We start from the raw sequence: 21499 nt of genomic DNA on the forward strand, positions 1-21499 counted from the left end.
GGCTTTTGCGTATCAAGGCATAATGCACGCCGCGCAGTCCCTGGCGGCAATACAAGGTAATCGATGTGGTGAAGAAGACGCTGTTCCAATTGCACTGGTTCCTTGGCATCACCGCCGGCCTGGTGCTGGCGCTGATGGGCATGACCGGCGCGATCTGGTCCTTCCAGGAAGAACTGCTGCGGGCATTCAACGCCGAGGTACTGAAGGTCGAGATCCGCCAGGAAGGCGTGCTGGCGCCGGCCGAACTGGTGCGCCGGGTCGAGGCCGCGCAAGGCGACAAGGTCTCCATGCTCTGGGTCGATACCCGCGAGGGCAACGCCGCGCGAATCTTCTTTACCCCCGCCCCCGGCGAGCGCCGTGGCGCGCTGCGCTACGCCGACCCGTACACCGGCGAGCTCAAGGGTGACGTGGCTGGCCTGGGCTTCTTCAACCTCATGCTCAACCTGCACCGGTTCCTGGCCATGGGCGACACAGGCCGGCAGATCACCGGCGCCTGCACCTTGATGCTGATTTTCTTCTGCCTCTCGGGGCTGTACCTGCGCTGGCCGCGCAAGGCACTGGACTGGCGGGCCTGGCTGACGCTGGACTGGGCGAAGAAAGGCCGCGCCTTCAACTGGGACCTGCACGCGGTATTCGGCACCTGGTGCCTGCTGTTCTACCTGCTGTTCGCCCTGACCGGGCTGTTCTGGTCCTACGAATGGTACCGCGAAGGCCTCAATCGCCTGCTGGCCGACCAACCCGCGGCCGGCGAGCAGAAGCGTGGCGAAGGTCGCGGCGGTCGCCATGGCCCGACCAGGGTGGACAAGAACGCCCCGCCTCTTGTTGTCGATTACGATGCCATCTGGACCAATCTCAAGGCCGCCGCAGGCCCCGGCCTGTCCACCTACAACCTGCGCCTGCCGCCGGCCGGCGGGCAACCGGCGACCCTGTTCTACCTGCTGCAAGGCGCCGACCACGGGCGCGCCCTGAACACCCTCACCCTCGACCCGGCCACCGGCCAGGTCAAACGTCACGAGCGTTACACCGACAAGTCGTTCAAGGCCCAGTTGCTGCAGAGCGTCTACGCTCTGCACGTGGGCAGCTACTTCGGCCTGCCGGGGCGAATCATCGTCACCCTCGCCAGCCTGACCATGCCGCTGTTCTTCGTCACCGGCTGGCTGCTGTACCTCGACCGTCGACGCAAGAAGCGTCAGGTTCGCGCCGCACGTGGCGCGGTGGCCCCTCAGGCCAATGACGGAGATAGCTGGTTGATCGGCTTCGCCAGCCAGAGCGGCTTCGCCGAACAGCTGGCCTGGCAGAGCGCCGGCCAACTTCAATCCGCCGGCTTGTCGGTGCAGGTACGCCCGCTGGCCGAATTGGGCGAAACCGAATTGCGCCAGGCCAACCGAGCACTGTTCGTGGTCAGCACCTTCGGCGACGGCGAAGCTCCGGACAGCGCCCGTGGCTTCGAGCGCAAGGTCCTCGGCCAAGCCTGGCCGCTGGATCACCTGGACTACGCCCTGCTGGCCCTGGGCGACCGCCAGTACCCGCACTTCTGCGGCTTCGCCCGCCGGCTCCAGGCCTGGCTCGGCGAACGTGGCGCCACCTGCGCCTTCAGCCCGGTGGAGGTGGACAACGCCGACCCCGTCGCCCTGCAGCTGTGGCAACAGGAACTGACGCACCTGACCGGCGCCCGCCCGGTCGCCGCCTGGCAGCCGCCAAGCTTCGGCAACTGGCGCCTGTCGCGCCGCGATCAGCTCAACCCCGGCAGCCAGGGGGCGCCGGTGTACCTGTTGGGCCTGCAGGCAGAAGCGCCCGCAACCTGGGAGGCCGGTGACCTGATCGAAGTCCTGCCACGCAACGGCCAGCCCCGTGTCGATGCCTTCCTTGCCGGCCTGGGCCTTGACCCAGGCAGCCCGGTGCAGCTCGACGGCCTGCAGGAAACCCTGGCGCAGGCCCTGGCCAGCCGCCAGTTGCCGGTCAGCCGCGAACACCTGATCGGCCTGCATGCCCAGGCACTGGTCGACGCACTGATCCCACTCACCGCCCGTGAATACTCGATTGCCTCCATCGCCAGCGATGGCGTGCTGGAGCTGATCGTGCGCCAGGAGCGCCACGCCGATGGCAACCTGGGCCTTGGCTCCGGCTGGCTGACCGAATACCTGCCGCTGGAAGGCAGCGTCAGCGCGCGCCTGCGTCGCAACAGCGGTTTCCACCTGCCCGTCGAATCGGCGCCCTTGGTGCTGATCGGCAATGGTACCGGCCTGGCCGGTCTGCGCAGCCTGCTAAAGGCCCGCATTGCTGGAGGCGAGCAACGCAACTGGCTGCTGTTCGGCGAACGCAACCGGGCGCACGACCTGCTGTGCGGCGAGGAGCTGCAGGGCTGGGTGGAAAGCGGCGACCTGCAACGGCTGGACCTGGCGTTTTCGCGGGACCAGGCGCAGAAGATCTATGTGCAGGACGTGCTGTTGCAGCAGGCCGCCGAGTTCAAGCGCTGGATCGAGGATGGCGCTTGCGTGTATGTCTGCGGCAGCCTGCAAGGCATGGCGGCCGGGGTGGATGCGGCGTTGCAGGGAATCCTGGGCGAGGCTGTCGTACAGCAGTTGATCGAGGATGGGCGGTATCGGCGAGATGTGTACTGAAGCCTGAAAGCATCGCGGGGCCAGCCCGCTCCCACGATACCGTGGGAGCGGGCTGGCCCCGCGATTGGCCCTTAATGCAGATCGAAGGTATCGGCATCCAGGTTCGCCGGGAACCGCGCCCGGTACGCCGCAAGCTCCGCCGCCCGCAACACCACGGTGAACACCCCGTCGGCCTCGCCCGCGCTGAGCAGGCTCTCGCCCTGGAAGTCCAACACCTGGCTGTCGCCGGAGTAGGCGAAGCCCTTGCCATCGGTGCCGACCCGGTTCACCGCCGCGACGAAGCACAGGTTCTCGATGCCCCGCGCCGGCAGCAGGCGGTTCCAGTGCAGGCGCCGCGCCGCCGGCCAGTTGGCGGTGTACAGCAGCAGGTCGGTGTCCTGGGCGTCACGGCTCCACACCGGGAAGCGCAGGTCGTAGCAGATCAACGGGCGGATCCGCCAACCCTTGAGCTCGAACTGCACCTGGCGCTCGCCAGGAGTGTAGTGCTTGTGCTCGCCGGCCATGCGGAACAGGTGACGCTTGTCGTAGTGCAGGATCTCGCCGTCGGGCCGTGCCCACAGCAGGCGGTTGCGGTGGCTGCCGTCGGCGGCCTGGATGATCACGCTGCCGGTGATCACCGCGTTGGCTTTCTTCGCCTGGGCCTTGAGCCACTTGTAGGTCGGGCCGTTTTCCGGCTCCGCCAGGCTTTCGGACTCCATCGAAAAACCGGTGGTGAACATTTCCGGCAGGACCACCAGGTCCACCTCGCCGGCCTGGCCGATCAGCTCCTCGAAGTGCGCGTAGTTGGCCTCGCGGTCGTGCCAGGCCAGGGTGGTCTGCACCAGGGCGATTTTCAGGTTCGACAGTTGGCTCAGATCGCGCATAGTTTCTCCGCTGCCTGGCGCAGCGTCTCCTCGCGTTTGGCAAAGCACAGGCGCACCAGGCGTTGCTCGGGGATGGGTTGCTGGTAGAACACCGACACCGGGATGCTGGCCACGCCATGCTCACGGGTCAGCCACAGGGCCATGTCGACATCGTTCAGGTCGGGGCGGATCTGCGAATAGTCCACCAGCTGGAAGTAAGTGCCCGGGGTGCGGGTGAAAGTGAAGCGCGAGGCCTGCAGCAAATCGCAGAACAGGTCGCGCTTGGCCTGGTAGAAAGCCGGCAGTTCGTCGATGTGCTCAGGGTGCTCGGCCATGAAGTCGGCCAGGGCGCACTGCAAGGGAGTCACGCCGCAGAAGTTGACGTACTGGTGCACCTTGCGCAATTCGGCGCTGAGCGCCGGTGGCGCAACCACGTAACCGGTTTTCCAGCCGGTGACGTGATAGGTCTTGCCAAACGAGCTGATGACGAAGGCTCTGCTGTACAGCTGCGCGTGGGCCAGCACGCTGGCGTGGCGCACGCCATCGTAGATCAGGTGCTCATAGACTTCGTCGCTGATCAGATAGATATCGCGGTTGCCGATCAACGCGGCCAACTGGTCCAGGTCTTCGCGGCTGATCAAGGCGCCGCTGGGGTTGTGCGGCGAATTGAGGATGACCATGCGCGTGCGCGGACTCAGGGCGTCGCTGAACCTCTGCCAGTCGATGCTGAAGCTGCCGTCGCGCAGCGGCACATGCACGCAGCGGCCACCGGCCAGCTCCACCGATGGCTCATAACTGTCGTAGCTGGGGTCGAAGACGATCACCTCGTCACCGGGGTGGATCACCGCCTGGATGGCGCAGAAGATCGCCTCGGTGGCGCCCGGGGTAATGGTCACCTCGTGATCGGCATCCACTGCCACGCCATACAGCCGGGCGATCTTGGCTGCAACCTGCTGGCGCAGGGCTGGCAGGCCGGTCATCGGCGAATACTGGTTGTGCCCGGCGGCCACATGCCGGCCAACGGCATCGAGCAGGGCCTGGGGTCCATTGAAGTCAGGGAAGCCCTGGGACAGGTTGAGTGCACCGGTCTGCATGGCCAGTTGCGACATGGTGGTAAAGATGGTCGTGCCGACGTTCGGCAGTTTGCTGCGGATCATGGAGCCCTCTTTCCTGGGGTTTGTCCGGCACGGGGTTGGGTCCGAGCATAGCGGATCGAGCAGTCAGGAAAAAGGTTGAAACAATAGGGGGATTGCGGTGGGTCAATCGTTGCAACCCAACAGCAGAATGAAGCGTGGGAGCGGCGGTGCGCCGATGCGACTTGCCCCGCGATGAGATCAGATCAGGCAGTCAACTGACCTGAACACTCTCATCGCGGGGCCCCTCCCAACGAGGGTTCTGCAAGCGTTGTTACTAACGCTTGTCGCGGCGCTTCTTCTCGGCCTTCTTGTGGTGCGACATCAAGCGGCGCTTTTTGTTGACCTGGCGATCGGTGAGGGTGTTCTTCTTGCCCTCGAACGGGTTGTCACCGCCCTTGTACTCGATGCGGATCGGCGTGCCGACCAGCTTGAGCACCCGGCGGTAGGTGTTCTCCAGGTAGCGCGAGTACGAGTTGGGGATCTTGTCGGTCTGGTTGCCGTGGATCACGATCAGCGGCGGGTTGGCACCACCGAGGTGGGCATAGCGCAGCTTGATGCGGCGACCGTTGACCAACGGCGGCTGGTGCACGCTGATGGCGTCTTCGAGGATCTGCGTCAGGCGGCTGGTCGGCCAGCGGGTGACCGCCGACTTGAACGCGGCCTGCACCGACTTGTACAGGTGGCCCACGCCGGTGCCGTGCAGCGCCGAGATGAAGTGGATGTCGGCGAAGTCGACGAAGAACAGCCGGCGTTCCAGCTCGGTCTTCACGTAGTCGCGCTCGCCCGGCTCCATGCCGTCCCACTTGTTCAGGGCGATGACCACGGCGCGACCGGCGTCCAGGGCGAAGCCCAGCAGGTTGAGGTCGTGGTCGACCACGCCTTCGCGGGCGTCCATGACGAAGATCACCACGTTGGCGTCCTTGATCGCCTGCAGGGTCTTCACCACCGAGAACTTCTCGACTTCCTCGTGGATCTTGCCGCGCTTGCGCACGCCAGCGGTGTCGATGAAGGTGTACTTCTCGCCATCACGCTCGAACGGGATGTAGATACTGTCGCGGGTGGTGCCCGGCTGGTCGTACACCACCACGCGCTCCTCGCCGAGCATGCGGTTGACCAGGGTCGACTTGCCGACGTTGGGGCGGCCGATGATGGCGATCTTGATGCCGTCTTTCTCGCTCGGGCCGGGAATGCGCGTGGCTTCCTCGCCTTCGGCGACATCCTCTTCGAGGGCTTCTTCCTCGGGGTCACGGGGAATATGGCCGAGCAGCGATTCCATCAGGGCGTTGATGCCGCGGCCCTGGGAGCCCGCCACCGGGATGGCGTTGCCCATGCCCAGCGGCGAGAACTCGGCGCGGGCGATATCGGGATCGATGTTGTCGATCTTGTTGGCGACCAGGATCGCTTCCTTGTTCCGCTTGCGCAGGTGATCGGCGATCATCTGGTCGGCGGCGGTCATGCCGGCGCGGGCATCGACCAGGAACAGCACGTAGTCGGCTTCCTCGATGGCCATCAGCGACTGCTCGGCCATCTTCTCGTCCATGCCCACTTCGTCACCGGTGATACCACCGGTGTCGATCAGGATGTAGGAACGACCTTGCCAGCTGGCATCGCCGTACTGGCGGTCACGGGTCAGGCCCGACAGGTCGCCGACGATGGCGTCGCGGGTCTTGGTCAGGCGGTTGAACATGGTGGATTTACCGACGTTCGGCCGGCCCACCAGGGCGATTACGGGAACCATGCGGCTCTCCACTCTTGAATTCTTGAAAATGCAAAGGCCGCTGCAAGGCAGCGGCCGGAGTTCGGGCGGCGCTTCATGCGCCGCGGCCTGAGCCCGCGAGCGAGCTCAAGCATAGCTTCAGCGGATGGTCAGTGCCTCGAGCTTGCCGCTGTTGCCGAAGACGTAGATGGTGTCGCCGACCACCAGGGGTCGGGCGCGCAGGCCATCGCTGTCGATACGCTCACGGCCGACGAAGCGGCCATCGACCTGGCTGAGCAGGTGCAGGTAACCCTCGAAGTCGCCCACCGCCACGTAGCTGGAGAACACTTCCGGCGCCGACAGCTGACGGCGGGCCATCGAATCGTTGCTCCACAGCGAGCTGGAAGAACGCTCGTCGACGCTCTGCACGGTACCCGACGCTTCGCTCACGTAGACGTTGCCGAAGCCTTGAGCGACACCCACATAGCTGGAAGCATCGCGCTGCCACAGCACGCGGCCGCTTTCCAGGTCCAGGCCGGCGACGCGGCCCTGGTAGGTGCTGACGTAGAGGGTGCCACCGGACAGCAGCAGGCCGCCGTCGATGTCCACCACACGGTCCAGCTCGGAACGGCCCTGCGGAATCGCCACGCGGCTCTCCCACACCGGCACGCCGTTGCTGATATCGACCGCCACCACCTTGCCGGTGGACAGGCCGGCCACGGCCAGGCGGTTGGTCACCACCGGCGCGCCGGTGCCGCGCAGGGTCAGCACGGCAGGGCTGTTCTCGTAGATCCAGCGACGGTCGCCGGTGGCGGCGTCGAAGCCGACCAGACGGTCGTCCTGGGTCTGTACCACCACCACGTCACCGTTGTTGGCGGGCGGCGCCAGCACTTCGCTGCTGACGCGCGAGCGCCAGCGCTCCTCGCCGGTGCTGGAATCCAGGGCGATGACCTCGCCCTTGAGGGTCCCCAGCATGACCAGGCCGTAGCCCACGCCCACCGCGCCGGATACCGGCAGCTCGAGGTCCTTCTTCCACACCACGTCGCCGGTGATGCGGTTCAGCGCGAAGACCTCGCCGTTGACGTCGGAGGCGTAGATGCGGTCGTTCTCGATGGCCGGCACCAGGGTGTTGTAGGTCTCGCCCTGGCCGTCACCGATCGAACGGCTCCACTGCTTCTTCAGCACCACTTCCTCGGTGAACTTGGTCAGCTCGGCCGGGGGCAGTTCCTTCTTGCTGTTGCTGCTGCAACCCGCCGCCAGCACGGCGAGGGTGAGCACTGCTGCTTGTTTCCAACCCTTCACTTCAGGCGTCCCCTTTGGCCAGGTCATCCAGCTTCAGTTGCAGGCCACCGATCGCGGCGTCGTCGGACAGCGCGGCCTTGGCTTTTTCGTAGGCGCTGTGCGCGTCGTCGGCGCGGCCCAGCTGTACCAGCAGGTCGCCCTTGAGTTCTTCGCGGCTGGCCAGGAAGGCCTTGTCGGTATCGCCCTCGAGCAGCTTGAGCGCGTCCTCGGCCTTGTCCTGGGCCGCGAGCACGCGGGCCAGACGCTGGCGCGAGATCTCGCCGAGGGTGGCGTCGGCCGGCTTGTCCAGCACGCTCTTCAGCTCACTGGCCGCATCGTCCAGCTTGCCGCTTTCGACCGCGACCTTGGCCACGAACAGGCTGCCGTACTGGGCGTAGGCGGTGCCGCCGAACTCGCTCTTGAGCTTGCCGGACAGCTCGGCGACCTTGCTCGCGTCGGGCTTGCCGTCAGGCGTCAACGAGGTTTCCAGCAGCGCCTGGTACAGCGCCGAGGCGCCCTGGGACTGGTTGGCCTGATACTTGTGCCAGGTCTGCCAGCCCAACACCACCACGCCAGCCAGCAGGGCGCCGGTCAGCAGCGGCTTGCCGTTGCGGTTCCACCAGTCCTTGGCTGCAGCCAGGCTCTCATCATCGGTACTCGACACCCCAATACTCCTATTCGCCTATTCGTTGTCAGACCGCGTCACGCCTGGGCGATCGCGGTTTCCAGGTGCGCGGCAAGCGCATCCCAGGCAATGTTCTGTTGTTCACCCTGGCCACGCAGGGGCTTCAGACCGATCTGCTGCTTCTCGAGCTCGTCGTCACCCAGAATCAGCGCGAACAACGCGCCGCTCTTGTCGGCCTTCTTGAACTGGCTCTTGAAGCTGCCGCCACCGGCATTGACCGCCAGGCGCAGGCCCGGCAGGCGATCGCGCAGGCTTTCGCTCAGGCGCAGGCCGGCCAACTCAGCCGGCTCGCCGAAGGCGCACAGGTAGACGTCGATGGTGCGGCTGATCGACTCGGGCACCTTGCCCAGGGTCTCCAGCAGCAGGATCAGGCGCTCGATGCCCATGGCGAAACCGACGCCCGGGGTCGGCTTGCCGCCCATCTGCTCGACCAGGCCGTCATAACGACCACCGGCGCAGACGGTACCCTGGGCGCCGAGCTTGTCGGTGACCCACTCGAACACGGTCTTGCTGTAGTAGTCCAGGCCGCGCACCAGCTTGGTATTGATCACGAACGGAATGCCGGCGGCGTCGAGGCGGGCCTTCAGGCCCTCGAAGTGCACGCGGGACTCTTCGTCCAGGTAGTCTTCCAACTTCGGCGCGCCGACCAGCACCGCCTGGGTGTTCGCATCCTTGCTGTCGAGGATGCGCAGCGGGTTGCTTTTCAGGCGGCGCTGGCTGTCCTCGTCCAGTTGCTCGAGGCGGGCCGAGAGGAACTCGACCAGCGCGTCGCGATAGCGGGCGCGGGCTTCGCTGGTGCCCAGGCTGTTGAGCTGCAGCTCGACCGCGTCCTGGATGCCCAGCAGGCCCCACAGGCGCCAGGTCAGCATGATCAGTTCGGCGTCGACGTCCGGGCCATCGAGGTTGAACACCTCAACACCGATCTGGTGGAACTGGCGGTAGCGGCCCTTCTGCGGACGCTCGTGACGGAACATCTGGCCGATGTACCAGAGTTTCTGCACCTGGCCGTTGCCGGTGATGCCGTGCTCGAGCACGGCACGCACGCAGGCTGCGGTGCCTTCGGGGCGCAGGGTGAGCGAGTCGCCGTTGCGGTCCTCGAAGGTGTACATTTCCTTCTCGACGATATCGGTGACTTCACCGATCGAGCGCTTGAACAGCTCGGTGAACTCGACGATCGGCGTGCGGATCTGGCTGTAGCCGTAGCTGTCCAGCAAGCCGGCCACGGTGCCCTCGAAATAGCGCCACAGCGGCGACTGGTCGGGCAGGATGTCGTTCATGCCACGGATGGCTTGCAGCGATTTGCTCACGAGTAGTCCTTACGAATCTGTGTCTCAGCCGCGGGCGATCAGCGCCGCGTCGGCCTCGGCCTTCTCGGCCGCTTTCTGGCGGATGAGCTTTTCCAGCTCGTCGACCAGGTTGTCGTTGTTCAGCTTCTGCGATGGCTTGCCATCGATGTAGACCAGGTTCGGCGTGCCGCCGGTCAGGCCCACGTGCGATTCCTTGGCCTCGCCCGGACCGTTGACCACGCAACCGATCACCGCCACGTCCAGCGGTACCAGCAGGTCCTCCAGGCGCCCTTCCAGTTCGTTCATGGTCTTGACCACATCGAAGTTCTGCCGCGAGCAGCTCGGGCAGGCGATGAAGTTGATGCCACGGGAACGCAGGTGCAGCGACTTGAGGATGTCGTAGCCGACCTTCACTTCCTCGACCGGATCGGCGGCCAGGGAGATGCGGATGGTGTCACCGATGCCTTCGGCCAGCAGCATACCTAGGCCGACGGCGGATTTCACCGTCCCCGAGCGCAGGCCGCCGGCTTCGGTGATCCCCAGGTGCAGCGGCTGGATGATCTGCTTGGCCAGCAGGCGGTAGGCCTCGACGGCCATGAACACATCGGAGGCCTTGACGCTGACCTTGAAGTCCTGGAAATCCAGGCGGTCGAGGTGCTCGACATGGCGCAGCGCCGACTCGACCAGCGCCGCCGGAGTGGGCTCGCCGTACTTCTTCTGCAGGTCCTTTTCCAGGGAACCGGCGTTGACGCCGATACGGATCGGGATGCCGCGGTCGCGGGCCGCGTCGACCACGGCGCGCACACGGTCCTCACGGCCGATGTTGCCCGGGTTGATGCGCAGGCAGTCGACGCCAAGCTCAGCCACGCGCAGGGCGATCTTGTAGTCGAAGTGGATGTCGGCGACCAGCGGCACACTGACCAGTTTCTTGATGCGGCCGAACGCCTCGGCGGCGTCCATGTCTGGCACCGAGACACGCACGATGTCCACGCCGGCATCGACCAGGCGCTGGATCTGCGCCACGGTGGCGGCGACATCGTTGGTGTCGGTGTTGGTCATGCTCTGCACCGCGATGGGCGCATCACCACCCACCGGCACATTGCCGACCCAGATTTTGCGGGATTCGCGACGTTTGATCGGAGATTCGCCGTGCATGACTTACTGTCCCAACTTCAGGCGAGCGGTTTCGCCACTGGTGAACGGGGCGACATCGACCGCCTGGCCGTTGTAGCTCACCTGGGCGCCGCGGGCGAAGCCCAGGCGCACCGCGAACGGTGGCTTGCCGGTCAGTTCCAGGCTGTCGCCCTTGCGCTTGATGGCGCTGAACAGCACCTTGCCGTTGCCGTCGGTGACCTGGGTCCAGCAATCGGCGGTGAATTGGATATGGACCTTGGCACTGCCGGCCGGGGCCGGTGCGGCATCAACGGGCGCAGCTGCTGCGGTCGGCGCGACAGGAGCGGCTGGCGCTGCAGCAACAGGCGCGGCAACCGGTGCCACGGGAGCGACGGCGGTCGGCGCGGCGCTGGTGGCTGGCGCGGCGGGTGTCACGGCCGCAACTGGCGCCTGGGCCTCGGCGACCGGCGCCTGCTCGGTAGCGTTAGGTTCCAGTGGCAGAGCCTGGCCCTCGGGCTGCTGGCCCTCGCTCACGGCCTGGTCTTCCGGCTCGTCCAGCGGATGAATCTGCGTGGTGCCGTCGGCGCTCTCGACTTCGACATGCTCCAGGGCGATCTTGGCCAAGTCCTTGCCGCGCAGGCTGCTCTGGTCCTGCCACCAGAAGAAGCCACCGCCGACCACCGCGACCAGCAGCAACAGGCTGACCACCCGCAGGATATTGTGCGACAGCCGCACCGGCTCTTCGATGCGACCGAGGGCGTGCACTTCGCTGCCCTGGGCGTGGGTGCCGGTGATCTGGTCGAAGGCCTCGACCAGGGGCGCCTGGTCCATGTCCATCAGCTTGGCGTAGGCGCGGATATAGCCACGGGCGAAGGTGTGCCCGGGCAGCTTGTCGAAGGCGCCGTTTTCCAGGTTGTTCAGCGAAGATACCGTGAGGTTGAGCTTGCGAGCGACCTCGGCCTGGCTCCATTCGCGCTTTTCGCGGGCCTGGCGCAAGACATCACCGGGGTTCTGGCGAGTCGCTGCTGCTACTTCAGTGTGCGCGGCTTTCATCGTTGCTCCGACAGGTATTGCTGATATTCCGGCGTACCGGGATAAAGTCGTTGTAATTGCTGGCCCAAACGGGTCGCGGTGCCCTGTTCGTCGAGGGCGATTGCCAGGCGATGGCCCAGCAGCAGGCTGCGGGCATCCTGGTCGCTCAGCTGGCTGAATCGATCGTAGTAATCCCGGGCCGGCACATAATGCCTGTTTTCGTAGGACAACTCAGCCATTTCGAGCAATGCCCTCGGTTGCCGCCGATTGAGCCGAAGGGCTTTTTCCAGGTAGACACGCGCCTGCTCACCCTGCCCCAGCTTCAAGGCGGTGAGCCCCAGGTTCTCGTACACGCGGGAACGCTCAGGATACAGGGTATCGGCGACAGCCTGGAGGAACATCGCCCGGGCCTCGTCGAAACGGCCCTGAGCATATAGGAAACTGCCGTAGTTGTTGCGGATTCGTGTGTCATCCGGGCGGATGGCCAAGGCCTTGGCGAAGTGCTCGCCGGCAAGTACCGGCTCATCCTCGGCCTGGAACACCAGGGCCAGTGCCGCATGGGCCTCGCCGTCACGAGCGTCCAGGGCCAAGGCCTTGCCCAGCGGCGCCTTGGCGCGCTCAGTTAAACCTTGTTGCAAATACCCCAGCCCCAACTGCACGTAGGCTTGCCCCGCCGCCTCACGCCCCTGGCGGCTGGCCAGAGGGTCACCCGCGCCGCCGGACACGCAGCCGGCCAGCAGCGAAAGCGTCAGGATCGACAGCGCGGCGCGCAGGCTCATGGGGCAGGTGCTCGTCAGGGGCGCGCGGCGCTGTCTTGCGGCTCGTCGGCAGCCAGCTGGCGTACGGCGATGTAGCGCTCGCTGCGGCGGGTACGGTCGTTGACCTGACCCACCAGCTGACCGCAGGCGGCATCGATGTCGTCACCGCGGGTGGTGCGCGTGGTCACGTTGAAGCCGCCGTGGTGCAGCAGGTCCTGGAAGCGACGGATGGCATTGTTGCTCGGTCGCTCGTAGCCCGAGTGCGGGAACGGGTTGAACGGGATCAGGTTGATCTTGCACGGCACATCACGCAGCAGCTCGATCATCTGCGCGGCGTGCTCGGGCTGGTCGTTGACGTCCTTGAGCAGGGTGTACTCGATGGTGAGCACGCGCTTGCCGCCGAGGGTGGACATGTAGCCCATGCACGACTCCAGCAGCATCTTCAGCGGGTACTTCTTGTTGATCGGCACCAGCTTGTTGCGCAGTTCGTCGTTCGGCGCGTGCAGCGACAGGGCCAGCGACACGTCGATGTGCTTGGCCAGTTCGTCGATCATCGGCACCACGCCCGAGGTGGACAGGGTGACGCGACGCTTGGAAATGCCATAGCCCAGATCTTCCATCATGATCTTCATGGCGGCGATGACATTGTCGAAATTCAGCAGGGGTTCGCCCATGCCCATCATGACCACGTTGGTGATGGCGCGGTCGATCTTGGCCGGAACGGTCCCGAAGGATTTGTTGGCAAGCCACACCTGGCCGATCACTTCGGCGGCGGTGAGGTTGCTGTTGAAGCCTTGCTTGCCGGTGGAGCAGAAGCTGCAGTCCAGGGCACAGCCGGCTTGCGACGACACGCACAGGGTGCCGCGATCGTCGGTAGGGATGTAGACGGTCTCGACGCAGCTGCCGGAGGCAACGCGGACCACCCACTTGCGGGTGCCGTCGGCGGAAATGTCTTCACTGACCACTTCCGGGCCCCGAATCTCGGCAACGGCCTCGAGCTTTTCGCGCAAGACCTTGCCGACATTGGTCATGGCGGCAAAATCATCGACGCCAAAATGGTGAATCCATTTCATCACCTGACCGGCACGGAAGCGCTTCTCCCCGATTGAGTCGAAGAACTGTTCCATTTCCGCCAGGGTCAGCCCCAGCAGGTTGATCTTGTCAGTCGATGTCGTCATGGATTCACCCTCACCCGTAAGCCTTCGCTTAGCGAGTGGTTACCTCGGTAGCAGCGAAGAAGTAAGCGATTTCGCGAGCAGCGGCGGCTTCGGAGTCCGAACCGTGAACGGCGTTGGCGTCGATCGACTCGGCGAAGTCGGCGCGGATGGTGCCGGCAGCCGCTTCTTTAGGGTTGGTGGCACCCATCAGCTCACGGTTGGCCAGAATGGCGTTTTCGCCTTCCAGAACCTGTACAACGACTGGGCCGGAAGTCATGAAGGCAACCAGGTCACCAAAGAAGCCACGCTCTTTGTGCTCGGCGTAGAAGCCTTCGGCTTCGGCTTTGGACAGCTGCTTCATTTTCGAGGCGACGACGCGCAGGCCGGCTTTTTCGAAGCGAGTGGTGATCTCGCCGATGACGTTCTTGGCAACGGCGTCAGGCTTGATGATGGAGAAAGTACGTTGAACAGCCATGGAAAACTCCAGAATATTGAGTGTTGCGAAAAATTAAACCCGCGAATTATACGCGGGTTCCAGGGGATTGCCTAACCTGCAGCGTGCGCTCAGTCGGCTTCTTCGATCCAGGCCGCCTGGATGGCCTCGAGAACCTTCTCGCCGCAACGCGACGGATCGTCATCGAAGTCCGGCAGCGCCATGACCCAGGCGCGCAGATCGACGAAATTCACGTAATGAGGATCGACCTCGGGCTTGCTTTCCGCAAGCTGGATGGCGATCTCAAGTACATCAACCCATTTCAGACTCATGTACAGGCCCTCAGTGCGGCGCTTCGGCGGCGTGGTTGAGCGAATACTTGGGAATCTCGATGGTGAGGTCCTCATCGCCGACAACCACCTGGCAACCCAGGCGCGACTGCGCCTCCAGGCCCCAGGCCTTGTCCAGCATGTCCTCTTCGAGCTCGTCGGCTTCTTCAAGCGAGTCGAAGCCCTTGCGGATGATGCAGTGGCAAGTGGTGCAGGCCTTGACACCGCCGCAGGCGCTTTCCATCTCGATGTGATGGTCGTGGGCCAACTCCAGGATATTGGTCCCGGTCGGCACTTCCACGGTCAAGCCCTCGGGGCAGAACTTCTCGTGCGGCAGGAATGTCACCAGCGGCATCGGTTACTCCTCGATCTCATTCAGGTTGCGCCCGGCCAGTGCGGCTTTGACCGTCGAATCAAGGCGACGGGCGGCAAATGCATCGGTCACCTGCGACAGACGCTTGGTCTGTTGCTCGATGGCGGCGCCATCGGTGCCGGTCAGCAAATCACGTAGTTCCTGCATCTGGAATTCGATCGCGTCGCGCTCGTCACTGCTGAGCAGGCGCTCGCCATCGGCGTCCAGGGCGCCCTGCACCGCCTCGAGCAGGCGCTCGGCGTCGACCTGGTGCTCGCGCAGTTGGCGGGCGTGCTTGTCGGAGCCTGCATGCTCGAAGGAGTCCTTGAGCATGCGGGCGATCTCGCCGTCGGTCAGGCCGTAGGACGGCTTGACCTGGATGCTCGATTCCACGCCCGAACCCAGTTCGCGGGCCGCGACGCTGAGCAGGCCGTCGGCGTCGACCTGGAAGGTCACGCGGATCTTCGCCGCGCCCGCGACCATGGCCGGGATGCCGCGCAGCTCGAAGCGCGCCAGGGAACGGCAGTCGCTGATCAGCTCGCGCTCGCCCTGCAGGACGTGGATCATCATGGCCGACTGGCCATCTTTGTACGTGGTGAATTCCTGGGCGCGGGCCACCGGAATGGTGGTGTTGCGCGGGATCACCTTCTCCATCAGCCCGCCCATGGTCTCAAGCCCCAGGGACAGCGGGATGACGTCGAGCAGCAGCAGCTCGCCGCCTTCGCGGCGGTTGCCGGCGAGGGTATCGGCCTGGATGGCGGCACCGATGGCCACCACCTGGTCCGGGTCGATCGAGGTCAGCGGGGTACGACCGAACAGCGCGCCGACCGCCTCGCGCACGCGCGGCACACGGGTCGAACCGCCGACCATGACCACCGCGCCGACCTCTTCCAGCTCGATGCCGCTGTCGCGCACGGCGCGGCGGCAGGCCTTGAGACTGCGGGCGATCATCGGTTCGATCATGGCTTCGAAGGCGGCACGGGTCAGCTCGCCCTGCCAGGCGCCATGGTGGACGCTGACCGCTTCACTGTCGGTCAAGGCTTCCTTGGCCGCGCAAGCGGTCTGCAGCAGCAGGCGCTGGGTGGCCGGATCGAGGTCGGCGGACAAACCGGCCTGCCCGATGATCCAGCCAGCGATCGCATGGTCGAAGTCATCGCCACCCAGGGCAGTGTCGCCACCGGTAGCCAGCACTTCGAAGACACCAGCGGTCAGGCGCAGGATGGAGATATCGAAGGTACCGCCGCCCAGGTCGAAAATCGCCACGACGCCTTCGGCATCCTGATCCAGGCCATAGGCCACGGCAGCCGCGGTCGGTTCGTTGAGCAAGCGCAGGACATTGAGGCCGGCCAGCTTGGCGGCGTCCTTGGTCGCCTGGCGCTGGGCATCGTCGAAATAGGCCGGGACGGTGATCACCGCGCCGACCAGCTCGCCACCGAGGGTTTCCTCGGCACGCTGACGCAGCACCTTGAGAATATCGGCCGACACTTCCACCGGGCTTTTCGGACCCTGGACGGTGTCGATGAACGGCATGTGCGACTCACCGCCGACAAAACGGTACGGCAGTTGCTCGCCCAACTGCTTGACGTCCGCCAGGCCACGCCCCATCAGACGCTTGACCGACAGGATGCTGTTGAGCGGGTCGCTGGGGGCAGCTTCGCGCGCGGCCAGGCCGACTTCGACAGCGTTGTCGAGATAACGCACGGCGGATGGCAGGATGACACTGCCCTGGGCATCGGGCAGCGGTTCGCTGCGCCCGCTGCGCACGGCGGCGACGAGAGAATTGGTGGTGCCCAGGTCGATGCCCACCGCCAGGCGGCGCTGGTGCGGCTGGGGGCTCTGACCGGGTTCGGCGATCTGCAGTAGGGCCATGCTTATCTGAGTACCTTAGGCGTCATCACGGGCAACGCCGGGGTTAATCGTCGAGGCGCTCTTCGAGTTGGCGCACTTCTTGGGCGAGCTTGTCGAGGAACTGCATGCGGCGCATCAGGCGCTCGGCCTGCTCACGCTCTGCAGCAATATCCCAGCAGGCGGCGAAATCCTCGTTCAGCGTGTCCTGGGCGACCCTGAGGCGCTTCTTGAACACGGCGACACCGTCGAGATCGGCTTCGTCCTGCAGGTCTTCGAGTTCTTCGCGCCACTGCATCTGCTGCAGCAGGAAGTCCGGGTCGTGCACCGTGACTTCCTGAGGCACCTCATGGCCGCCGATGGCCAGCAGGTAGCGGGCCCGGCGCGGCGCGCTGCGCAAGGTCTGGTAGGCGTCGTTGAGGGCCGCCGACTTTTCCAGCGCTACGCGCTGCTCGCGCTCGGAAGCGTCGGCGAAACGGTCCGGATGGACCTCGCGGGCCAGCTCGCGGTAGCGAACGGCCAATTTGTCGAGGTCCAGACGAAAACCAGGCTGCAGGTCAAACAGGGCGAAATGACAAGGAGTACCCACGGCCAGCCTCAAACGTTGAAGCTTTCGCCGCAGCCACACTCACCGCGCACGTTGGGGTTGTTGAACTTGAAGCCTTCGTTCAACCCTTCCTTGACGAAGTCCAGCTCGGTGCCGTCGAGATAGACCAGGCTTTTCGGGTCGATGATGACCTTCACGCCATGGTTCTCGAACACCTGGTCTTCGGCGGCGAGCTCGTCGACGAACTCCAGCACGTAGGCCAGGCCCGAGCAGCCGGTGGTGCGCACGCCCAGGCGAATGCCCTCACCCTTGCCGCGCCCGTCGAGGGAGCGGCGAATGTGGTTGGCGGCGGCTTCTGTCATGCTGATAGCCATCGGAACTCCTTACCTCGCGACAGTCGACTTAGATCAAGCCTTTCTTCTGCTTGTAATCGCGAACAGCTGCCTTGATGGCATCTTCGGCGAGCACGGAGCAGTGGATCTTGACCGGCGGCAGTGCCAGCTCTTCAGCCAGCTGGGTGTTCTTGATGGTTTCGGCCTCGTCCAGGGTCTTGCCCTTCATCCACTCGGTGGCGAGGGAGCTGGAGGCGATGGCCGAACCGCAACCGTAGGTCTTGAACTTGGCGTCTTCGATGACACCCTGCTCGTTGACCTTGATCTGCAGGCGCATCACGTCGCCGCAGGCCGGGGCGCCAACCATGCCGGTGCCGACATCCGGATCGTCGGCGTTCATCTTGCCGACGTTGCGCGGGTTTTCGTAGTGGTCGATGACCTTTTCACTGTATGCCATGGTGCAATTCCTTCCTCATCAGGGAGCCGCTCTTGCCGGCGACTGCTTAGTGGGCGGCCCACTCGATCTTGGAGATGTCGACGCCGTCTTTGTACATGTCCCACAGCGGCGACAATTCACGCAGCTTGTTCACGGCTTCGCAAACTTTCTGCGCGGCGTAGTCGACTTCTTCCTCGGTGGTGAAGCGACCGAAGGAGAAGCGGATCGAGCTGTGCGCCAGTTCGTCATTGCGGCCCAGGGCGCGCAGGACGTAGGACGGCTCGAGCGAAGCGGAGGTGCAGGCCGAACCGGACGAAACGGCGATGTCCTTCAGCGACATCAGCAGCGACTCGCCCTCGACGTAGTTGAAGCTCAGGTTCAGGTTGTGCGGCACGCGCTGGGTCTGGCTGCCGTTGACGTACAGCTCTTCGAGGTCCGAGACCTGCTTGAAGAAGCGGTCGCTCAGGGCCTTGATGCGCACGTTTTCAGCGGCCATTTCCTGCTTGGCGATGGCGAAGGCTTCGCCCATGCCGACGATCTGGTGGGTCGGCAGGGTGCCCGAACGCATGCCGCGCTCATGGCCACCGCCGTGGATGATGGCTTCCAGGCGCACACGCGGCTTGCGGCTGACGTACAGCGCGCCGATGCCTTTCGGGCCATACACCTTGTGCGCGGAGAACGACATCAGGTCGACCTTGAGCTTCTGCAGGTCGATCTCGACACGGCCGGCCGATTGGGCGGCATCGACGTGGAACAAGACGCCGCGCGAGCGGGCCAGTTCACCGATGGCGGCGATGTCGTTGATCGAGCCGACTTCGTTGTTCACGTGCATCAGCGAGACCAGGATGGTGTCGTCGCGCAGCACGGCCTCGACCATGGCTGGGGTGACGATGCCGTCTTCGCCAGGCTCGAGGTAGGTGACTTCGAAACCTTCACGCTCGAGCTGGCGAGCGGTGTCCAGGACCGCCTTGTGCTCGATCTTGGAGGTGATGATGTGCTTGCCCTTGGTCTGATAGAAGTGCGCCACGCCTTTCAGGGCGAGGTTGTCGGACTCGGTGGCACCGCTGGTCCAGACGATCTCGCGCGGGTCGGCGTTGATCAGTTCGGCGACCTGGCGGCGGCCGTTCTCGACTGCTTCCTCGGCCTTCCAGCCGAACACGTGGGAGCGCGAGGCCGGGTTGCCGAAGTTCCCGTCAACCAGCAGGCACTCGGCCATCTTCTGGGCGACACGGGGATCGACCGGCGTGGTCGCGGAGTAATCGAGGTAGATCGGCAACTTCATTGAGTATCTCCTATCAGGCGGTGGCGTCGCTCGTCGCTGTGGTTTCAGTCGACGGCGGACGTCTCAATCTTGTCCAACTGGGCAACTCGGCCTGCGACACGGCGCAGGTCCTGGCGCTGGGCGACTTCCTGCACCTCGCGGCGCATGACGAGGTCGGCCAGGCTGATGCCACTGAGGAATTCATGGATCTGCTGGCTCAGGTCGCACCACAGGTGGTGAGTCAGGCAGGTATCACCGGCGTGGCAGTCCCCCAGCCCCTGGCAACGGGTGGCATCGACCGATTCGTTGACCGCGTCGATGACCTGGGCCACCTGGATGGTTTCCATGCCCCGCGACAGCTGGTAGCCGCCGCCCGGACCGCGAACGCTGGATACCAGGCTGCTGCGGCGCAGCTTGGCGAACAGCTGTTCCAGATAAGAGAGGGAAATGCCCTGGCGCTCGGAAATGTCGGCCAAAGACACCGGCCCCTGCTGCGCGTGCAACGCCAGGTCGAGCATGGCGGTCACGGCGTATCGGCCTTTGGTAGTCAGTCGCATGGCGTATGGGTACCACGGGAGTTACAGGATGTGTGCGAGTATGCGATTCCCGAGCATTTAAGTCAACTATTAGACCTAGTGCTTTAGTCGGGTATGCATGCGGGAGGCGGGCGCGAGTGTAGCAGACAAGGGGCGCAAGCACACGCCCCTTGTGTCGGTCCGGCGCAATCAATGCGACTGAGTGTCGCCCTGCTTGAGTTCGGCGCAGGCCGCGGCGAAGTCGTCGTCGGGCAGCGCCGGCAGCTCCTTGGCACAGTAGTCACTGCCCATCCGGGTCAGCGCGCCGCACATGCCCTCCAGGCGCTCGTCGACGGCCTGCAGGTGGTCGAGCATCTGGCCGATGGCGCGGGCCACCGGGTCCGGCATGTCGCCGCTGACACCATAGGCATCGAAGCCGATCTTCTCGGCCATGGCCTTGCGCTTGGCCTCGACGGCGTCATCCTCGGTCTTGACGATGATCCGCCCCGGAATGCCCACCGCCGTGGCGCCGGCCGGCACTGCCTTGGTGACCACGGCGTTGGAGCCGATCTTGGCCCCGGCGCCGACGGTGAACGGGCCCAGCACCTTGGCCCCGGCACCGACCACCACGCCGTTTTCCAGGGTCGGGTGACGCTTGCCCTTGTTCCAGCTGGTGCCACCGAGGGTGACGCCCTGGTACAGGGTCACGTCGTCGCCGATCTCGGCGGTCTCGCCGATGACGATGCCCATGCCGTGGTCGATGAAGAAGCGCCGGCCGATGGTCGCGCCCGGGTGGATCTCGATGCCGGTCATCCAGCGACCGAAGTTCGACACCAGCCGCGCCAGCCACTTGAAGTCGCGTCGCCACAGGGCATTGCCCAGCCGATGCAGCCAGATGGCGTGCATCCCCGGGTAGCAGGTCAGGACCTCGAAGGCGTTGCGCGCCGCCGGGTCACGATGGAAAACGCTCTGGATATCTTCACGCAGACGTTCGAACATCTGTCAGTCCTTCCGTTTATGCGGCTCGCCCCGTGCGACCTTCTGGGTCTCGGTAAGGATGCCGCGCAAAATGCTCATTTCCGGACGCTCCACCGAGCTTCGCCCATACAGCCGGCGCAGGCGCGCCATCAGGTGCTTGGGTTTCTCGGGATCGAGGAAGCCGATGTCCACCAGGGTCTTTTCCAGGTGGTCGTAGAACAGCTCCATTTCGTCCATGGTCGCCAGCTCGCTGGCGTCGACCTTCTCGACCTTCGCCGCCCTGCCCTGCCCTGCCAGCCAGGCCATGCGCACCTCATAGGAGAGCACCTGGACGGCGGCGGCCAGATTCAGCGAGCTGAAGTCGGGGTTCGAGGGAATGTGCACGTGGAAGTGACATCGCTGCAGTTCTTCGTTGGTCAGGCCGGCGTGCTCGCGCCCGAACACCAGGGCGATCTCTTCGCCGCCCATGGCCTGGGCCACGGCCTTGGCCCCGCACTCGCGCGGGTCGATCAGCGGCCAGGGGATGCTGCGCTCACGGGCGCTGGTACCCATGACCAGGCTGCAGCCGACCAGTGCCTGCTCGAGGCTGTCGACCACCTGGGCGTTGTCCAGCACGTCGTCGGCGCCCGAGGCGCGGGCACTGGCGTCCGCGGCCGGAAACTCTTTTGGCTGCACCAGCACCAGACGCGACAAGCCCATGTTTTTCATGGCTCGCGCAGCGCCGCCGATGTTGCCGGGGTGGCTGGTATTGACCAGAACAACACGAATATTTTGCAGCAAGGTGTCGTGCTCTCGGATGCGGAAACAGGAGGGTTCGATCTTACAGAACCGACCAGCGTAACGCCATGAAAGCAAATGTGACAC

General features: G+C 64.9%; 22 protein-coding genes. 1 reads left to right on the forward strand and 21 read right to left on the reverse strand.

All coding sequences use genetic code 11. From position 1 onward, the window contains the following. Nucleotides 1-65: 65 nt before the first annotated feature. The gene (locus K5H97_RS24400) at nt 66-2621 is read left to right on the forward strand and encodes a sulfite reductase flavoprotein subunit alpha (protein ID WP_028689604.1); all 2556 of its coding nucleotides are present in this window, start codon (nt 66-68) and stop codon (nt 2619-2621) included. 71 nt (nt 2622-2692) lie between these two features. On the opposite strand, the gene K5H97_RS24405 is transcribed toward K5H97_RS24400, so the two are convergent. The 21 genes from K5H97_RS24405 to trmJ all read right to left on the reverse strand — a co-directional run bounded on the left by K5H97_RS24405 (nt 2693) and on the right by trmJ (nt 21415). Next, on the reverse strand, nt 2693-3484 hold the full coding sequence (locus tag K5H97_RS24405) for an amidohydrolase (protein ID WP_028689603.1): 792 nt from the start codon (nt 3482-3484) through the stop codon (nt 2693-2695). After that, nucleotides 3472-4620, reverse strand: a complete 1149-nt coding sequence (locus tag K5H97_RS24410) for a pyridoxal phosphate-dependent aminotransferase (RefSeq protein ID WP_028689602.1) — start codon at nt 4618-4620, stop codon at nt 3472-3474. The genes K5H97_RS24405 and K5H97_RS24410 overlap by 13 nt, the downstream gene beginning before the upstream one ends. 253 nt (nt 4621-4873) lie before the next feature. Continuing rightward, nucleotides 4874-6337, reverse strand: a complete 1464-nt coding sequence (gene der / locus K5H97_RS24415) for a ribosome biogenesis GTPase Der (protein ID WP_028689601.1) — start codon at nt 6335-6337, stop codon at nt 4874-4876. 117 nt (nt 6338-6454) lie between these two features. Next, complete coding sequence (bamB, locus tag K5H97_RS24420; RefSeq protein ID WP_088852385.1) at nt 6455-7624, reverse strand: outer membrane protein assembly factor BamB; 1170 nt, start codon at nt 7622-7624, stop codon at nt 6455-6457. Continuing rightward, on the reverse strand, nt 7599-8240 hold the full coding sequence (locus K5H97_RS24425) for a tetratricopeptide repeat protein (RefSeq protein ID WP_028689599.1): 642 nt from the start codon (nt 8238-8240) through the stop codon (nt 7599-7601). The genes bamB and K5H97_RS24425 overlap by 26 nt, the downstream gene beginning before the upstream one ends. Before the next feature lie 38 nt (nt 8241-8278). Then, nucleotides 8279-9568 (reverse strand): histidine--tRNA ligase, encoded by a 1290-nt coding sequence (gene hisS / locus K5H97_RS24430; protein ID WP_028689598.1) that lies wholly within the window; start codon nt 9566-9568, stop codon nt 8279-8281. A gap of 24 nt (nt 9569-9592) precedes the next feature. Next, complete coding sequence (gene ispG, locus K5H97_RS24435; protein ID WP_028689597.1) at nt 9593-10702, reverse strand: flavodoxin-dependent (E)-4-hydroxy-3-methylbut-2-enyl-diphosphate synthase; 1110 nt, start codon at nt 10700-10702, stop codon at nt 9593-9595. A gap of 3 nt (nt 10703-10705) precedes the next feature. Continuing rightward, nucleotides 10706-11713, reverse strand: a complete 1008-nt coding sequence (locus K5H97_RS24440) for a RodZ domain-containing protein (RefSeq protein WP_028689596.1) — start codon at nt 11711-11713, stop codon at nt 10706-10708. Then, entirely contained in the window at nt 11710-12471 is a 762-nt protein-coding gene (pilW, locus tag K5H97_RS24445) for a type IV pilus biogenesis/stability protein PilW (RefSeq protein ID WP_028689595.1), read from the reverse strand. Before pilW ends, K5H97_RS24440 begins: the two co-directional genes overlap by 4 nt. A gap of 14 nt (nt 12472-12485) precedes the next feature. Then, nucleotides 12486-13628 (reverse strand): 23S rRNA (adenine(2503)-C(2))-methyltransferase RlmN, encoded by a 1143-nt coding sequence (rlmN, locus tag K5H97_RS24450; protein ID WP_028689594.1) that lies wholly within the window; start codon nt 13626-13628, stop codon nt 12486-12488. Nucleotides 13629-13656: 28 nt separating this feature from the next. Further along, nucleotides 13657-14082, reverse strand: a complete 426-nt coding sequence (gene ndk, locus K5H97_RS24455) for a nucleoside-diphosphate kinase (protein ID WP_023630072.1) — start codon at nt 14080-14082, stop codon at nt 13657-13659. An 89-nt stretch (nt 14083-14171) separates the two neighbouring features. Next, entirely contained in the window at nt 14172-14372 is a 201-nt protein-coding gene (iscX, locus tag K5H97_RS24460) for a Fe-S cluster assembly protein IscX (protein ID WP_028689593.1), read from the reverse strand. 10 nt (nt 14373-14382) lie between these two features. After that, a complete protein-coding gene (gene fdx / locus K5H97_RS24465) occupies nt 14383-14724 on the reverse strand; it encodes an ISC system 2Fe-2S type ferredoxin (RefSeq protein WP_028689592.1) in 342 nt (113 codons plus the stop codon). Between the two features lie 3 nt (nt 14725-14727). Continuing rightward, nucleotides 14728-16590 (reverse strand): Fe-S protein assembly chaperone HscA, encoded by a 1863-nt coding sequence (gene hscA / locus K5H97_RS24470; RefSeq protein ID WP_028689591.1) that lies wholly within the window; start codon nt 16588-16590, stop codon nt 14728-14730. Nucleotides 16591-16633: 43 nt separating this feature from the next. After that, nucleotides 16634-17155, reverse strand: coding sequence for a co-chaperone HscB (hscB, locus tag K5H97_RS24475; RefSeq protein ID WP_028689590.1), 522 nt, complete (start codon nt 17153-17155; stop codon nt 16634-16636). A gap of 8 nt (nt 17156-17163) precedes the next feature. Further along, a complete protein-coding gene (gene iscA / locus K5H97_RS24480; RefSeq protein WP_023630636.1) occupies nt 17164-17487 on the reverse strand; it encodes an iron-sulfur cluster assembly protein IscA in 324 nt (107 codons plus the stop codon). Nucleotides 17488-17515: 28 nt separating this feature from the next. Further along, nucleotides 17516-17902, reverse strand: a complete 387-nt coding sequence (gene iscU, locus K5H97_RS24485; RefSeq protein ID WP_011532337.1) for a Fe-S cluster assembly scaffold IscU — start codon at nt 17900-17902, stop codon at nt 17516-17518. Nucleotides 17903-17948: 46 nt separating this feature from the next. Further along, on the reverse strand, nt 17949-19163 hold the full coding sequence (locus tag K5H97_RS24490) for an IscS subfamily cysteine desulfurase (protein WP_028689589.1): 1215 nt from the start codon (nt 19161-19163) through the stop codon (nt 17949-17951). Nucleotides 19164-19207: 44 nt separating this feature from the next. Next, entirely contained in the window at nt 19208-19699 is a 492-nt protein-coding gene (gene iscR / locus K5H97_RS24495; RefSeq protein WP_028689588.1) for a Fe-S cluster assembly transcriptional regulator IscR, read from the reverse strand. 168 nt (nt 19700-19867) lie between these two features. Beyond that, entirely contained in the window at nt 19868-20656 is a 789-nt protein-coding gene (gene cysE / locus K5H97_RS24500; protein ID WP_028689587.1) for a serine O-acetyltransferase, read from the reverse strand. 3 nt (nt 20657-20659) lie between these two features. After that, the gene (trmJ, locus tag K5H97_RS24505) at nt 20660-21415 is read right to left on the reverse strand and encodes a tRNA (cytosine(32)/uridine(32)-2'-O)-methyltransferase TrmJ (RefSeq protein ID WP_028689586.1); all 756 of its coding nucleotides are present in this window, start codon (nt 21413-21415) and stop codon (nt 20660-20662) included. Between the last annotated feature and the right edge of the window lie 84 nt (nt 21416-21499).

It is taken from the genome of Pseudomonas mosselii, from assembly GCF_019823065.1.
Taxonomy (GTDB): domain Bacteria; phylum Pseudomonadota; class Gammaproteobacteria; order Pseudomonadales; family Pseudomonadaceae; genus Aquipseudomonas; species Aquipseudomonas mosselii.

Coding starts and splice junctions, on each gene's coding strand:
- K5H97_RS24405 (WP_028689603.1), bottom strand. CDS start 3,484: ATGCGCGATCTGAGCCAACTGTCGAACCTGAAAATCGCCCTGGTGCAG.
- K5H97_RS24410 (WP_028689602.1), bottom strand. CDS start 4,620: ATGATCCGCAGCAAACTGCCGAACGTCGGCACGACCATCTTTACCACC.
- der (WP_028689601.1), bottom strand. CDS start 6,337: ATGGTTCCCGTAATCGCCCTGGTGGGCCGGCCGAACGTCGGTAAATCC.
- bamB (WP_088852385.1), bottom strand. CDS start 7,624: ATGACCTGGCCAAAGGGGACGCCTGAAGTGAAGGGTTGGAAACAAGCA.
- ispG (WP_028689597.1), bottom strand. CDS start 10,702: ATGCACGGCGAATCTCCGATCAAACGTCGCGAATCCCGCAAAATCTGG.
- K5H97_RS24440 (WP_028689596.1), bottom strand. CDS start 11,713: ATGAAAGCCGCGCACACTGAAGTAGCAGCAGCGACTCGCCAGAACCCC.
- pilW (WP_028689595.1), bottom strand. CDS start 12,471: ATGAGCCTGCGCGCCGCGCTGTCGATCCTGACGCTTTCGCTGCTGGCC.
- rlmN (WP_028689594.1), bottom strand. CDS start 13,628: ATGACGACATCGACTGACAAGATCAACCTGCTGGGGCTGACCCTGGCG.
- ndk (WP_023630072.1), bottom strand. CDS start 14,082: ATGGCTGTTCAACGTACTTTCTCCATCATCAAGCCTGACGCCGTTGCC.
- iscX (WP_028689593.1), bottom strand. CDS start 14,372: ATGAGTCTGAAATGGGTTGATGTACTTGAGATCGCCATCCAGCTTGCG.
- fdx (WP_028689592.1), bottom strand. CDS start 14,724: ATGCCGCTGGTGACATTCCTGCCGCACGAGAAGTTCTGCCCCGAGGGC.
- hscA (WP_028689591.1), bottom strand. CDS start 16,590: ATGGCCCTACTGCAGATCGCCGAACCCGGTCAGAGCCCCCAGCCGCAC.
- iscA (WP_023630636.1), bottom strand. CDS start 17,487: ATGGCTATCAGCATGACAGAAGCCGCCGCCAACCACATTCGCCGCTCC.
- iscU (WP_011532337.1), bottom strand. CDS start 17,902: ATGGCATACAGTGAAAAGGTCATCGACCACTACGAAAACCCGCGCAAC.
- K5H97_RS24490 (WP_028689589.1), bottom strand. CDS start 19,163: ATGAAGTTGCCGATCTACCTCGATTACTCCGCGACCACGCCGGTCGAT.
- iscR (WP_028689588.1), bottom strand. CDS start 19,699: ATGCGACTGACTACCAAAGGCCGATACGCCGTGACCGCCATGCTCGAC.
- cysE (WP_028689587.1), bottom strand. CDS start 20,656: ATGTTCGAACGTCTGCGTGAAGATATCCAGAGCGTTTTCCATCGTGAC.